Origin of the sequence: Pseudomonas sp. B22(2017), from assembly GCF_002113105.1 — a bacterium.
Classification (GTDB): domain Bacteria; phylum Pseudomonadota; class Gammaproteobacteria; order Pseudomonadales; family Pseudomonadaceae; genus Aquipseudomonas; species Aquipseudomonas asiatica.
In genome coordinates this window covers 56,942-70,316 of record NZ_NEJN01000009.1, presented here as the reverse complement: position 1 = coordinate 70,316, position 13,375 = coordinate 56,942, and the positions used below count along the sequence as shown (strand labels likewise).

General features: G+C 63.8%; 13 protein-coding genes. 6 read left to right on the top strand and 7 right to left on the bottom strand.

Features of this window, described 5'->3' with window-relative positions; all coding sequences use genetic code 11:
- Positions 1 to 72: 72 nt before the first annotated feature.
- Positions 73 to 1,377, bottom strand: coding sequence for a D-amino acid dehydrogenase (gene dadA / locus CAG18_RS18275; RefSeq protein ID WP_013974779.1), 1,305 nt, complete (start codon positions 1,375 to 1,377; stop codon positions 73 to 75).
- 156 nt (positions 1,378 to 1,533) lie between these two features.
- Between dadA and dadR the strand changes: the two genes are divergently transcribed.
- Positions 1,534 to 2,022: a transcriptional regulator DadR gene (gene dadR / locus CAG18_RS18270; RefSeq protein WP_003258963.1), complete on the top strand. Its 489-nt coding sequence runs from the start codon at positions 1,534 to 1,536 to the stop codon at positions 2,020 to 2,022.
- A gap of 2 nt (positions 2,023 to 2,024) precedes the next feature.
- Here dadR and CAG18_RS18265 read toward each other — a convergent pair whose 3' ends face one another.
- Positions 2,025 to 2,378, bottom strand: coding sequence for a YkgJ family cysteine cluster protein (locus CAG18_RS18265; protein ID WP_013974780.1), 354 nt, complete (start codon positions 2,376 to 2,378; stop codon positions 2,025 to 2,027).
- 200 nt (positions 2,379 to 2,578) lie between these two features.
- Here CAG18_RS18265 and CAG18_RS18260 point away from each other — a divergent pair, with 200 nt between their 5' ends.
- Positions 2,579 to 3,871 carry an FAD-binding oxidoreductase gene (locus tag CAG18_RS18260; protein WP_085721323.1) on the top strand — a complete coding sequence of 431 codons (1,293 nt, stop codon included), beginning with the start codon at positions 2,579 to 2,581 and terminating at the stop codon, positions 3,869 to 3,871.
- A 150-nt stretch (positions 3,872 to 4,021) separates the two neighbouring features.
- Here CAG18_RS18260 and CAG18_RS18255 read toward each other — a convergent pair whose 3' ends face one another.
- Positions 4,022 to 4,252 (bottom strand): DUF1127 domain-containing protein, encoded by a 231-nt coding sequence (locus CAG18_RS18255; RefSeq protein ID WP_015272324.1) that lies wholly within the window; start codon positions 4,250 to 4,252, stop codon positions 4,022 to 4,024.
- 178 nt (positions 4,253 to 4,430) lie between these two features.
- Here CAG18_RS18255 and CAG18_RS18250 point away from each other — a divergent pair, with 178 nt between their 5' ends.
- Together CAG18_RS18250 and CAG18_RS18245 are read left to right on the top strand one after the other, a co-directional pair.
- Entirely contained in the window at positions 4,431 to 5,861 is a 1,431-nt protein-coding gene (locus CAG18_RS18250) for a PLP-dependent aminotransferase family protein (protein ID WP_178075733.1), read from the top strand.
- Between the two features lie 60 nt (positions 5,862 to 5,921).
- Positions 5,922 to 7,478, top strand: coding sequence for a phospholipase D family protein (locus tag CAG18_RS18245; protein ID WP_085721321.1), 1,557 nt, complete (start codon positions 5,922 to 5,924; stop codon positions 7,476 to 7,478).
- 121 nt (positions 7,479 to 7,599) lie between these two features.
- On the opposite strand, the gene CAG18_RS18240 is transcribed toward CAG18_RS18245, so the two are convergent.
- Positions 7,600 to 8,739: an MFS transporter gene (locus CAG18_RS18240; RefSeq protein ID WP_085721320.1), complete on the bottom strand. Its 1,140-nt coding sequence runs from the start codon at positions 8,737 to 8,739 to the stop codon at positions 7,600 to 7,602.
- Positions 8,740 to 8,869: 130 nt separating this feature from the next.
- A complete protein-coding gene (locus tag CAG18_RS18235) occupies positions 8,870 to 10,363 on the bottom strand; it encodes an aldehyde dehydrogenase (protein ID WP_013974786.1) in 1,494 nt (497 codons plus the stop codon).
- Positions 10,364 to 10,559: 196 nt separating this feature from the next.
- Here CAG18_RS18235 and CAG18_RS18230 point away from each other — a divergent pair, with 196 nt between their 5' ends.
- The gene (locus CAG18_RS18230) at positions 10,560 to 10,919 is read left to right on the top strand and encodes a cupin domain-containing protein (protein ID WP_003258971.1); all 360 of its coding nucleotides are present in this window, start codon (positions 10,560 to 10,562) and stop codon (positions 10,917 to 10,919) included.
- Positions 10,920 to 10,989: 70 nt separating this feature from the next.
- On the opposite strand, the gene rpmG is transcribed toward CAG18_RS18230, so the two are convergent.
- Both rpmG and rpmB read right to left on the bottom strand, forming a co-directional pair.
- Complete coding sequence (rpmG, locus tag CAG18_RS18225) at positions 10,990 to 11,145, bottom strand: 50S ribosomal protein L33 (RefSeq protein ID WP_003253507.1); 156 nt, start codon at positions 11,143 to 11,145, stop codon at positions 10,990 to 10,992.
- Between the two features lie 10 nt (positions 11,146 to 11,155).
- Positions 11,156 to 11,392, bottom strand: a complete 237-nt coding sequence (gene rpmB / locus CAG18_RS18220; protein ID WP_003258972.1) for a 50S ribosomal protein L28 — start codon at positions 11,390 to 11,392, stop codon at positions 11,156 to 11,158.
- Positions 11,393 to 11,753: 361 nt separating this feature from the next.
- On the opposite strand from rpmB, the gene CAG18_RS18215 reads away from it, so the two are divergent.
- Positions 11,754 to 13,361, top strand: coding sequence for an ABC transporter substrate-binding protein (locus CAG18_RS18215; protein ID WP_085721319.1), 1,608 nt, complete (start codon positions 11,754 to 11,756; stop codon positions 13,359 to 13,361).
- The last annotated feature ends 14 nt before the right edge of the window (positions 13,362 to 13,375 follow it).

The following is a 13,375-nucleotide window of genomic DNA, read 5'->3' as shown; positions in this document are numbered from 1 at the left end:
TGCACAGTTTTCAATATCTGTGGTGTTCCTGTGGGAGCGGGCGAGCCCGCGAAGAGGCCGGTACAGGCGAACTTACTGCTGGTGAGCCGGCGCAGTCTGCCCGTGCTTGGCCACTTCCGGGCTGTTGCCATAACGGGAAATGTCCAGGCCTTCGGCACTGATCTGCGGCTTCTTGCGCGCAATCAGGTCGGCCAGCAGGCGACCGGAACCGCACGCCATGGTCCAGCCCAAAGTACCGTGACCGGTGTTCAGGAACAGGTTGCGGAACGCCGTGGCACCAACGATCGGCGTGCCGTCCGGGGTCGCCGGGCGCAGGCCGGTCCAGAAGCTGGCCTGGCTCAGATCACCGCCGCGAGGATAAAGGTCGTTGACGATCATCTCCAGCGTTTCGCGCCGACGCGGGTTCAACGACAGGTCAAAACCGGCGATCTCAGCCATGCCGCCGACGCGGATACGGTTGTCGAAACGGGTAATGGCGACCTTGTAGGTCTCGTCGAGAATGGTCGAGGTCGGGGCCATGTCGGCGTTGGTGATCGGCACGGTCAGCGAGTAGCCCTTCAGCGGGTATACCGGGGCCTTGATGCCCAGCGGCTTGAGCATCTGCGGCGAGTAGCTGCCCAGCGCCAGCACGTAGCGGTCGGCGGTTTCCAGCTTGCCGTCGATCCACACGCCATTGATGCGGTCACCCGCGAAGTCCAGGCGCTGGATGTCCTGGCCGAAGCGGAACTCCACGCCCAGCTTCACGGCCATTTCGGCAAGCTTGGTGGTGAACAGCTGGCAGTCGCCAGTCTGGTCGTTTGGCAGGCGCAGGGCGCCGGCCAGGATGTCCTTGACGCCAGCCAGGGCCGGTTCGACGCGAGCAATGCCGTCGCGGTCAAGCAGCTCGTAAGGCACGCCGGACTGCTCCAGAACGGCAATGTCCTTGGCCGCGGCATCCACCTGGGCCTGGGTACGGAACAGCTGGGTGGTGCCCAGGCTGCGGTTTTCGTAGGCGATGCCGGTTTCGGCGCGCAGTTCGTCGAGGCAGTCACGGCTGTACTCGGACAGGCGCACCATGCGCTCCTTGTTCACCGCGTAACGGCTGGCGGTGCAGTTGCGCAGCATCTGTGCCATCCACAGGTACTGGTCGACGTCGCCGGTGAGCTTGATGGCCAGGGGCGCGTGGCGCTCCAGCAGCCATTTGATGGCCTTCAGCGGCACGCCTGGGGCGGCCCAGGGCGAGGCATAGCCGGGCGAGATCTGGCCGGCGTTGGCAAAGCTGGTTTCCATGGCCACCGCCGGCTGGCGATCGACCACCGTTACTTCGAAACCTTGCCGGGCCAGATAGTAGGCACTGGCGGTTCCGATCACACCGCTACCAAGTACCAGAACTCGCATCGTTTTATCCCTCGCACGCGGCGCGCCGCAGACTTTTATTGAAATGGCATGAATGCGCGCAGTATAGGAATTTGAAGGCAGTGCAATTCACTATATAAAAGCCTATTATTGGCGAGAATTCTCGGCAAAATCGCCTTTCACGGAGGGGCATCCCCTATGAGAACCCAGCACCAGAGCAAGCGTGAACTGGACAAGATCGACCGTAACATCCTGCGTATCCTGCAGAATGACGGGCGTATTTCCTTCACCGAACTGGGCGAGAAAGTTGGGCTTTCCACCACCCCTTGCACCGAGCGGGTCCGCCGCCTGGAGCGCGAGGGCATCATCATGGGCTACAACGCCCGCCTGAACCCGCAGCACCTCAAGGGCAGCCTGCTGGTGTTCGTGGAAATCAGCCTGGACTACAAATCGGGCGACACCTTCGAGGAGTTCCGCCGCGCGGTGCTGAAACTGCCCCACGTGCTGGAATGCCACCTGGTTTCAGGCGACTTCGACTACCTGGTGAAGGCGCGTATTTCCGAGATGGCCTCTTACCGCAAGCTGCTCGGCGACATCCTGCTGAAGCTGCCGCACGTGCGCGAATCGAAGAGCTACATCGTGATGGAAGAGGTGAAAGAGAGCCTTTGCCTGCCGATCCCGGACTGAAGTCAGACAAGCACCTGGCGGGTGGTGGCAATGAACTGGTGGACCAGCTGCTCGGCAGCGGGCTCGATCATCTGTTCAGGGCCACGGCCACGCGGGCAGGCCAGGCGCGGGGTGGTGCCGAACAGGCGGCAGATCATCGGGCGCTCTTCATACACCGTGCAGCCGTTGGGGCCCAGGTGCACACAGTCCAGGCGCTCCAGGGCGGCGTCCTGCTCGGCCTGGGACTTGCGCGGCAGGCGGGCCATTTCTTCCGCCGAAGTGGTGACCGGGCCGCAGCAATCGTGGCAGCCGGGCTCGCACTCGAAGGAAGGGATGAGTTCGCGCAGGAAGTGGATCTTGTGGCGGTTGCAGGACATGGCTTGGGTACAAGTCTGAGAACTGAGGTTGAATTATAAGGCCAATCGCCGGTAAGCCGGCTCCCACAGGTACATCGTCGGTCTCAAGTGCCACGCGGACCCTGTGGGAGCTGGCTTGCCGGCGATGAGGCCGGTTGCCCCTCCCCGAAGCCCCGGCTTATCCTCCTCCCCCTCAGCCCACCAGCCTCAGGACCTGCCCAATGATCCACAGCGCGCAGCACGCCGCCTCCTACTACGCCGCCAGCAGCGCGCCACACCCCGACCACTCCTTCCTGCAAGGCGAGCACAGCGCCGACGTGTGTATCGTTGGCGGCGGCTACTCGGGCCTGAACACCGCCATCGAACTGGCCGAGCGCGGCTTTTCGGTCATCCTGCTGGAGGCGCGCAAGCTCGGTTGGGGCGCCAGCGGGCGCAATGGTGGGCAACTGATCCGTGGCGTCGGCCACGGCCTGGAGCAGTTCCTCCCGGTCATCGGCGAGGAAGGCGTGCGCAGCCTGAAACTGATGGGCCTGGAAGCCGTGCAGATCGTCCGCGAGCGTGTCGAAAGGCATGCCATCGCTTGCGACCTGACCTGGGGTTATTGCGACCTGGCCAACAAACCCGCCGAACTGCTGGGCTTTGCGGAGGATGCTGAAGAACTGCGCAGCCTTGGCTACGCACATGAACTGCGCCTGGTCGGCAAGGACGATATCCACAGCGTGGTCGGCGCCGACTGCTATGTCGGCGGGCTGGTCGACATGGGTTCCGGGCACCTGCACCCGCTCAACCTGGCCCTGGGGGAGGCTGCCGTGGCCAGCCGCCTGGGCGTGAAGCTGTTCGAGCAGTCCGAGGTCACACGCATCGACTACGGCCCGGAAGTACAGGTACACACCGCCCAAGGCCGGGTACGCGCCAAGACTCTGGTGCTGTGCTGCAACGCCTACCACAACGACCTCAACCGCGAACTGGGCGGCAAGGTGCTGCCAGCCGGCAGCTACATCATCGCCACCGAGCCGCTGGGCGAGGAACGTGCCCGTTCGCTGTTGCCGCAGAACATGGCGGTATGTGACCAGCGCGTGGCATTGGACTACTACCGCCTGTCCGCCGACCAGCGCCTGTTGTTCGGCGGTGCCTGCCACTATTCGGGCCGCGACCCTAAGGACATTGCCGCCTACATGCGGCCGAAGATGCTCAAAGTATTCCCGCAACTGGCCGACGTGCACATCGACTACCAGTGGGGCGGCATGATCGGCATCGGCGCCAACCGCCTGCCACAGGTTGGCCGCCTGGCCAGCCAGCCGAACGTGTATTACGCCCAGGCCTACTCCGGCCATGGGCTCAACGCCACCCACTTGGCTGCGCGCCTGCTCGGCGAAGCCATCAGCGGCCAGGAAAGCGGGCGGTTCGACCTGTTTGCCAAGGTGCCGCACATCACCTTCCCCGGCGGCAAGCACCTGCGCTCGCCGCTGCTGGCGCTGGGGATGCTGTGGCATCGCCTGAAAGAGCTGATCTGAGCCACCGCACCTGCCCTGTGGGAGCGGGCATGCCCGCGAACACCGGCGAAGCCGGTGCCAGCCACCGCGTCGCCTGTTTCGCGGCGGTTCGACGCCTCGACACGCCCGCTCCCACAGGGACTGTACAGTCTTCAAAAACCGGTATGAACTTCAGTCTTTCCAGAAGGGCTTACGCCCCTCGGCCCGGGCCTGCTCCCAGCTCAGCCCGATATCGCGCAACTCGTCATCAGTCAACTGCAGCAGCGCCCTGCGGGTGTGCCAGCGATGCAGCATCAGCCCCCAACGCCCCAACCCTTCCGGCGCGTTGAACACCTTGGCTTGCTGCCCGGCTTCCAGTTCCTTGGCCAACAGTTGCAAGCGCACATCGCTCATGCCACCCATCACCGCATCCTCTCGTTCAGTTGATACTGTGGAGAAAGCATGCGCGTCGACAGCACCGGCAATACAGATCCAATACAGCCTTATTATTCCCATACAGAATTGGCCGCAGGCCGACTGAATGCTGTATTTTCAGCGCAACTGTACCGGTCGCCACGCTATTACAGCGCAGGAGTATGCCGTGACCCTTTACCTGAACCTCGCCGAACTGCTCGGTGCCCGTATCGAACAGGGCCTCTACCGCCCCGGCCAGCGCCTGCCGTCAGTGCGCGCCCTGAGTGTGGAGCACGGGGTCAGCCTGAGCACCGTGCAGCAGGCCTACCGCATGCTGGAAGACAGCGGCATGGTCTCGCCCCGGCCCAAGTCCGGCTACTTCGTCAACGACCACCGCCACCTGCCAGCCCTGCCCGCCGTCAGCCGCCCGGCCCAGCGCCCGGTGGACATCTCGCAATGGGAGCAGGTGCTGGAACTGGTGCGCAGCACCCCACGCCAAGGCGTGATCCAGCTCGGCCGCGGCATGCCCGACATCGACAGCCCCACCCTCAAGCCACTGCTGCGCAGCCTCGCCCAGCTGAGCCGGCGGCAGGACATGCCCGGCCTGTACTACGACAACATCCACGGCAACCTGGCCCTGCGCGAACAGGTGGCCCGGCTGACGCTCGACTCCGGCTGCCGCCTGGGCCCGGCCGACCTGGTGATAACCACCGGCTGCCATGAGGCGCTGTCATGCAGCATTCGCGCGGTGTGCGAGCCGGGCGATATCGTCGCGGTCGACTCGCCCAGCTTCCACGGCGCCATGCAGACCCTCAAGGGCCTGGGCATGAAAGCCCTGGAGATCCCCACCGACCCGGTCACCGGCATCAGCCTGGAGGCGCTGGAGCTGGCCTTGGAGCAGTGGCCGATCAAGCTCATCCAGATCACCCCCAGCTGCAACAACCCGCTCGGCTACATCATGCCCGAGGCCCGCAAGAAGGCCCTGCTGAGCCTGGCACAGCGCTACGACGTGGCGATCCTCGAAGATGATGTATATGGCGACCTGGCCTACACCTACCCGCGCCCACGCACCCTCAAGTCGTTTGACGACGACGGCCGCGTGCTGCTTTGCAGTTCGTTCTCCAAGACCCTCGCCCCCGGTCTGCGGATAGGCTGGGTGGCACCCGGTCGTTACCTGGAGCGGGTGCTGCACATGAAATACATCAGCACCGGAAGCACGGCCAGCCAGCCACAGTTGGCCATTGCCGACTTCATCGCCGACGGGCACTACCAGCCCCACGTACGGCGCATGCGCAGCCAGTACCAGCGTGGCCGCGACCTGATGAGCGACTGGGTGACCCGCTACTTCCCGGCGGGCACCCGGGTCAGTCGACCGCAAGGTGGCTTCATGCTGTGGGTGGAATTACCCGAACATTTCGATACGCTGCGCCTGAACCGGGCTTTACTGGAGCAGGACGTGCAGGTTGCCGTGGGCAGTATTTTCTCGGCCTCGGGCAAGTTCCGCCACTGCCTGCGCATGAACTTCGCCGCACGGCCCACGCCGCAGATCGAAGCTGCCGTGCGCAGGGTTGGTGAAACCGCCCTTCGTCTACTGGAAGAAGAAAGCGCCGGCGCGTAACTTTGCGCCGCCCGCCACGGTCCAACCATTTAAGCCTTTGCTGCACAGGACGATCCACCCTTGAGACTCCAGCGAGCCCTGCCTCTGCTGCTGGTGCTACTGCTTGGTCTTGCCGGCTGTGCCAGCGTCGGCACGCCCCGCGAAACCAGCCAGGCGTTACCCGCCAACGACTCGGCCTTCGGCCGCTCGGTACTGCGCCAGGCCGCGCCGTACGACGGCCGCTCGGGCTTTCGCCTGCTGCCCAACAGCAACGAGGCGTTCCGCGCCCGTGCCGAACTGATCCGCAACGCCCAGGCGAGCATCGACCTGCAGTACTACATCGTCCACGATGGCCTCAGCACTCGTGCACTGGTTCATGAACTGCTGCGCGCCGCCGACCGTGGCGTGCGTGTGCGCATCCTGCTCGACGACACCACAAGCGATGGCCTGGACGTCATCATGGGCACCCTCGATGCCCACCCGAACATCCAGATACGCGTGTTCAACCCGCTACACCTGGGCCGCAGCACCGGCGTGACGCGCGCGGTGGGCCGCCTGTTCAACCTGTCGCGCCAGCATCGGCGCATGCACAACAAACTGTTCCTGGTGGACAACAGCATGGCCATCGTCGGCGGGCGCAACCTGGGCGATGAGTATTTCGATGCCGAACCCAACCTCAACTTCACCGACATCGACTTGCTGGGTGTCGGCCCGGTGGCCGAACAGCTCGGCCACAGTTTCGACCAATACTGGAACAGCGCCCTGAGCCGGCCGATTACCGACTTTCTCTGGCGCGACCCGGATGCCAGCGACCTGCGCGCCAGCCGCCACCGCCTGGAAATTTCACTGGCCGAAGCCAGGACCCAGCGCAAAGCCCTGTATGACCGCTTGATGGCCTACCAGTCGCAGCCGCGCCTGGATGTGTGGCGCAACGAACTGGTCTGGGCCCATGCCCAGGCGCTGTGGGATGCGCCGAGCAAGGTGCTGGCCGATGACGAACCGGACCCGCAACTGCTGCTGACCCAGCAACTGGCCCCTGACTTGAGCAAGGTGCAACACGAGCTGATCCTGGTATCGGCGTACTTCGTACCCGGCGAGTCCGGCCTGCTGTACCTGATCCACAGCGCAGACGCGGGTATCTCGGTCAAACTGCTGACCAACTCGCTGGAAGCCACCGACGTGCCGGCAGTGCATGGCGGCTATGCGCCGTATCGGCGGGCGCTGCTGGAGCATGGCGTGCAGCTGTACGAACTGCGCCGCCAACCCGGTGACCCCAGCGCCAGACACAGCTTGAGCTTCCATGGCAGCTCCGACTCGAGCCTGCACAGCAAGGCGATCGTGTTCGACCGGCGCAAGACCTTCATCGGCTCGTTCAACTTCGACCCACGTTCGGTGTTGTGGAATACCGAGGTCGGGGTGCTGGTGGACAGCCCGGAGCTGGCCGAGTACACCCGCGCGCTGGCGGTACAGGGCATGGCCCCGGCCTTGAGCTACCAGCCGACGCTGGTGGGTAACCAGATGGTGTGGGTGACCGAGGAAAATGGCAGGCGACGCATGCTCACGTCCGAGCCGGGCGGGATTTGGCGGCGGTTCAATGCCTGGATCAGCAAGGCGGTTGGCCTGGAGAAGATGTTGTAGCGGCGATTTTGGGGCTGCTTTGCAGCCCATCGCGACGCAAGGCCGCTCCTACATGGGATCGCGTATCTCCTGTAGGAGCGGCCTTGCGTCGCGATGGGCCGCATAGCGGCCCCAAAATCCATCAGGCAGAAGCCGGCTCAAACGCCCCGCGCCGCCGGGTCAACACCACCAACCCCGCAGCCCCCGCAGCCATCAGCAACGGCAACGCATGCCCGCTGATCCACTGGCTGCCGGCCCCGGCCAGCAGCGGCCCGAGCAGGCAGCCAATACCCCACAGCTGCGCCACATGGGCGTTGGCCCGCACCAGCGCATCATCCCGGTAGCGCTCACCAATCAGCACCAGCGACAAGGTGAACAAGCCCCCCGCACTGGCCCCGAACAGCACCCACAGTGGCCAGATCGCTGGTGTATGCAGCAGCACCGGGATCGCCAGGCTGGATACCAGAAGAGTGACCGCACAGCCAGTGAACAGAGCGCGCCGCGACATATGATCGGCCAGCGCACCGATGGGCAGCTGCAGCACCGCGTCGCCCACCACCACGGTACTGACCATGAAAAGGGCGATTTCGGTGTTGAAGCCCTGTTGCAGGCAATACACCGGCAGCAAGGTCAGGATCATTGCCTCGAACGAGGCAAACAGGGCAATGGCCCAGGCGATCACCGGCAAGCGCCGGCAGAAGGCGAACAGGTCGCCGAAGGTGACGCTGCAGGCCTCTGTGCTGGGTGCCCCGCCACGGCCCAGGAGAATCAGCGGCGCCACCAGCAGCAGGCCGGTAGCGGCCCAGAAGCCGAAGTCGTCATCCGAGCCAAGAAAGCCCAGCACCAGCGGCCCGGCCAGCTGGCTTAGGGCATAGCTGCTGCCGTACAGCGCCACCAGGCGGCCACGCCATTGCTCGACTACCAGCTGATTGATCCAGCTTTCACCCAGTATGAACACCACGGTCAGCGACATACCGATCAGCAACCGCAGCAGCAGCCACAGCGGGTAACTGGGCAGCAGTGCGACCAGGCCAATCGACAGCGCCCCGCCCCACAGGCACAGGCGCATGGCTGAGGGCACACCGACCCAGCCGGCCAGGCGGCTGGCCAGGCTGGCACCTACCAGCACGCCCAGCGCCGGCATCGCGGCCATCACACCGATGGCGAAGCTGCCGTAGCCCCAGGCCTCCAGGCGCAGGGATACCAGCGGCATGCTCACGCCGAGTGCCAGCCCGACGCTTAGCACCGATGCCAGTACGGCGAAGTAGGTACCCCAACGCATCCTTGACCTCTTGAGTTCTTGGGGCTGCTTTGCAGCCCATTCGCGGCACAAGGCCGCTCCTACAGGGAAACGCATACCCCTGTAGGAGCGGCCTTGTGCCGCGAATGGGCCGCGAAGCGGCCCCACGGGATTACAACTTGATCCAGGTCGCCTTCAGCTCGGTGTACTTCTCCAGCGCATGCAGCGACTTGTCACGGCCGTTGCCCGACTGCTTGAAGCCACCGAACGGCGCGGTCATGTCGCCGCCGTCGTACTGGTTGACCCAGACGCTGCCAGCGCGCACGGCGCGGGCGGTCTTGTGGGCCTTGGAGATGTCCGAAGTCCAGATGCCAGCGGCCAGGCCATACGGCGTGTCGTTAGCAATGGCGACGGCTTCTTCGGCGGTATCGAAGGCGATCACCGACAGCACCGGGCCGAAGATTTCTTCCTGGGCGATCTTCATGGCGTTGGTCACGCCGTCGAAGATGGTCGGCTCGACATAAGTGCCACCGGTTTCTTCCAGGGTGCGCTTGCCGCCAGCCAGCAGCTTGGCGCCGTCCTTGTGGCCAGCCTCGATGTACGACAGCACGGTGTTCATCTGCTGGGTGTCGACCAGGGCACCGACGGTGGTCTGTGGGTCCAGCGGGTTGCCTGGCTTCCAGCCTTTCAGGGCCTCGACCACCATCGGCAGGAACTTGTCCTTGATCGAACGCTCGACCAGCAGGCGCGAGCCGGCGGTGCACACTTCGCCCTGGTTGAAGGCGATGGCGCTGGCGGCAGCTTCGGCGGCAGCTTGCAGGTCCGGAGCGTCAGCGAAGACGATGTTCGGGCTCTTGCCGCCGGCTTCCAGCCAGATGCGCTTCATGTTCGATTCGCCCGCGTAAACCATCAGCTGCTTGGCGATCTTGGTCGAACCGGTGAATACCAGGGTGTCGACGTCCATGTGCAGGGCCAGGGCCTTACCCACGGTGTGGCCGTAGCCTGGCAGCACGTTCAGCACGCCAGCCGGGATACCGGCTTCGATGGCCAGCTGGGCGATGCGAATGGCCGTCAGCGGCGACTTTTCGGACGGCTTGAGCACTACCGAGTTACCGGTGGCCAAGGCCGGGCCGAGCTTCCAGCAGGCCATCAGCAGCGGGAAGTTCCACGGTACGATGGCACCGACCACACCCACCGCTTCGCGGGTGACCAGGCCGAGCTGGTCATGCGGGGTCGGGGCGACTTCGTCGTAGACCTTGTCGATGGCTTCGGCAGTCCAGTGGATGGCATTGGCCGCGCCAGGTACGTCGATGCTGGAGGAGTCGCCGATCGGCTTGCCCATGTCCAGGGTTTCCAGCAGCGCCAGCTCTTCGACGTTCTTGCGCAGCAGGTCGGCGAAGCGGATCAGCTTGGCCTTGCGCTTGGCCGGGGCCAGCTGCGACCACACGCCGGAGTTGAAGGTGGCACGGGCGTTTTCCACAGCGCGGTTGGCATCGGCCAGATCGCAGCTGGCAACCTTGGCCAGGAAGCGTCCGTCGACCGGGCTCAGGCACTCGAAGGTTTCACCAGATGCGGCATCGGTGTATTCGCCGTTGATGAAGGCACGGCCTTCGATCTTCAGTTGCTGGGCACGTTGTTCCCAGTCCGCACGAGTCAGGGTGGTCATACGAAACTCCTCCTCTTGTTTAGGTGCAACGCCGCACTGAGGACTCACAGGCGTTGTCAGAATTCTGCCCCAGCGTCGAGGGCATTTTGGCTACCGACACCCTAAACCAGCCGGTGTAAACTATCAATATATTTGACACGAAAGGCTCAAAAGCCTACTCATGTGCATTTTATTAAACAACAACAGGAGCCGAACCATGAGTATCGACAGCATAATCGACTTCGCGCAGGTCATTACCGAGGCCGAACGCTACCGCCCGGCGGCGGAAAAAATCCTCAAGGGCGAGCCAGACCAGGCGGTCTACAATCATTATTCCAGCCCGTGCGGGCAGTTTGCCGCGGGCGTGTGGGAAGGCGAGGTCGGGCAGTGGACGGTGAACTACACGGAGCATGAGTACTGCGAGATCGTCCAGGGCGTTTCGGTGCTGCGTGACCAGGACGGCGGAGCCAAGACCCTTCGCGCCGGTGACCGGTTTGTCATCCCGGCCGGCTTCAAGGGCACCTGGGAGGTGCTGGAGCCTTGCCGCAAGATCTATGTGATGTTCGAGCAGAAATGATCTGAGGCCCGAACAGGCATAAAAAAACCCGCATCCTTTCGGAGGCGGGTTTTTTCAGGTCGCCGATCAATTACTTGATCTTGGCTTCCTTGTACACCACGTGCTTGCGAACAACCGGATCGTATTTCTTGATCTCGATTTTGTCCGGAGTGGTGCGCTTGTTCTTGTCGGTGGTGTAGAAGTGGCCAGTGCCAGCACTCGAAACCAGACGGATCAATTCACGCATGACGTTCTCCTTAGAACTTTTCGCCGCGAGCGCGCAGCTCGGCCAGCACTACGTCGATACCACGCTTGTCAATAACGCGCATGCCTTTGGCAGATACGCGCAGACGCACGAAACGCTTCTCGGATTCAACCCAGAAACGGTGGTGCTGCAGGTTCGGCAGGAAACGACGACGGGTTTTGTTGTTTGCGTGGGAAATGTTGTTCCCGGTTACTGGACCCTTACCAGTAACTTGACAGACTCTCGACATGACTCAGCCCTCTAAAACCACATGCCCAACCCGGCATGGGTTGGCCGCTTAATCTCTCAGTCTTTGGCGCCTGGGCGCCGTGATTCTGGAGGTCTTATCGGCCGCATTCGCTGATGCGACAGGCCGAGCCCCTAGAAAAGAGCGCTGCTTTATACCAGAAAGACTCGGCCGCAACAACATTAGATGAATATTGACACGAGCCCCGACGCGCCGGGCCAGCATAGCGGCAGGCCCCGCCAGCCGTCGACCGCTCGTCGCCAATTTTGTAAAAAAGGGTGTGGTCATTTCCCGACGAGCACACTAGGGTAGGCCTTTTCCAGACTGCACTGGCAGATGGGCCACTGATAGCCAAGGAGCCACTATGCGTGCCGCCGCCCTTTCCTTATTGTTCAACTCCTTGTTCGCCGCAGGCGCCCTGATCGCCGCCAGCGTTGCCCAGGCCGCCCCGCTGAGCGTCTGCAGCGAGGCCAGCCCCGAAGGCTTCGACGTGGTGCAGTACAACTCACTGACCACCACCAACGCCACAGCCGATGTGCTGATGAACCGCCTGGTGGAGTTCGACGCGGCGCAAGGCAAGGTGGTGCCGAGCCTGGCGGCCAGCTGGACGGTATCGGCCGACGGCCTGATCTACGACTTCACCCTGCGCGATGATGTGAACTTCCACACCACCGCCTACTTCAAGCCAAGCCGCCCACTGAACGCCGACGATGTGCTGTTCAGCTTCCAGCGCATGCTCTACCCCGCCCATGCCTGGCACAAGACCGCGCCGGGCGGCTACCCGCATGCCCAGTCGCTGCAACTAGGCAGCCTGATCAAGGCGATCGAGGCACCCGCGCCAAACACCGTGCGCTTCACCCTCAACCACCCGGACGCCACGTTCCTGGCCACGTTGAGCATGGGCTTCGCATCGATCTACTCCGCCGAGTACGCGGACAAACTGCTCAAGGCCGGCACGCCGGAGAAGCTCAACAGCCAGCCGATCGGCACCGGGCCGTTCATCTTCCAGCGCTTCCAGAAGGACGCCGTAGTACGCTATCGCGCCAACCCTGACTACTTCGCCGGCAAGCCGGCGGTCGACCCGCTGATCTTCGCCATCACCACCGATGCCAACGTGCGCCTGCAGAAGCTCAAGCGCGGCGAGTGCCAGGTCGCGTTGTCGCCCAAGCCGCTGGACATTGCCGAAGCTGGCAAGGACGGCAACCTCAAGGTGGCCACCACCCCGGCGTTCATGACCGCCTTCGTCGCCATCAACAGCCAGCACCCGCCGCTGGACAAGCCGGAGGTGCGTCAGGCCATCAACTTGGCCTTCGACAAGCAGGCCTACCTCAAGGCCGTGTTCGAAGACTCCGCGGTGGCCGCCAACGGCCCCTACCCGCCCAATACCTGGAGCTACGCCAAGGACCTGCCCGGCTACCCGCTGGACCTGAAGAAAGCCAAGGCCCTGCTGACCAAGGCCGGCCTGGCCGAGGGCTTCAGCACCACGATCTGGACCCGCCCGTCGGGCAGCCTGCTCAACCCTAACCCCAGCCTCGGTGCGCAGATGCTGCAGGCCGACCTGGCCAAGATTGGCGTCAAGGCAGAGATCCGCGTGATCGAGTGGGGCGAGCTGATCCGCCGCGCCAAGGCGGGCGAGCATGACCTGCTGTTCATGGGCTGGGCGGGCGACAACGGCGACCCGGACAACTTCCTCAGCCCGCAGTTTTCCTGCGCCGCGGTGAAGTCGGGGACCAACTTCGCACGCTTCTGCGACAGCCGCCTGGACCAGTTGATCAGCGCCGGGCGCACCACCAACGACCAGAGTGTGCGCAGCCGGCTTTACCAGCAGGCACAGACGCTGATCCAGCAACAGGCGCTGTGGGTGCCGCTGGCGCACCCGACAGCGGCGACGCTGCTGCGCCAGGGGGTCGAGGGGTACCAGGTGAGCCCGTTCGGGCGGTTGGATTTCAGCAAGGTATCAGTGAACAAATAAGCCTGCACCGGCCT

What these genes read in the sequence shown, in the direction of transcription:
- dadA (WP_013974779.1), bottom strand. Translation starts at nt 1,377, where the DNA reads ATGCGAGTTCTGGTACTTGGTAGCGGTGTGATCGGAACCGCCAGTGCC.
- dadR (WP_003258963.1), top strand. Translation starts at nt 1,534, where the DNA reads ATGAGAACCCAGCACCAGAGCAAGCGTGAACTGGACAAGATCGACCGT.
- CAG18_RS18265 (WP_013974780.1), bottom strand. Translation starts at nt 2,378, where the DNA reads ATGTCCTGCAACCGCCACAAGATCCACTTCCTGCGCGAACTCATCCCT.
- CAG18_RS18260 (WP_085721323.1), top strand. Translation starts at nt 2,579, where the DNA reads ATGATCCACAGCGCGCAGCACGCCGCCTCCTACTACGCCGCCAGCAGC.
- CAG18_RS18255 (WP_015272324.1), bottom strand. Translation starts at nt 4,252, where the DNA reads ATGGGTGGCATGAGCGATGTGCGCTTGCAACTGTTGGCCAAGGAACTG.
- CAG18_RS18240 (WP_085721320.1), bottom strand. Translation starts at nt 8,739, where the DNA reads ATGCGTTGGGGTACCTACTTCGCCGTACTGGCATCGGTGCTAAGCGTC.
- CAG18_RS18235 (WP_013974786.1), bottom strand. Translation starts at nt 10,363, where the DNA reads ATGACCACCCTGACTCGTGCGGACTGGGAACAACGTGCCCAGCAACTG.
- CAG18_RS18230 (WP_003258971.1), top strand. Translation starts at nt 10,560, where the DNA reads ATGAGTATCGACAGCATAATCGACTTCGCGCAGGTCATTACCGAGGCC.
- rpmG (WP_003253507.1), bottom strand. Translation starts at nt 11,145, where the DNA reads ATGCGTGAATTGATCCGTCTGGTTTCGAGTGCTGGCACTGGCCACTTC.
- rpmB (WP_003258972.1), bottom strand. Translation starts at nt 11,392, where the DNA reads ATGTCGAGAGTCTGTCAAGTTACTGGTAAGGGTCCAGTAACCGGGAAC.
- CAG18_RS18215 (WP_085721319.1), top strand. Translation starts at nt 11,754, where the DNA reads ATGCGTGCCGCCGCCCTTTCCTTATTGTTCAACTCCTTGTTCGCCGCA.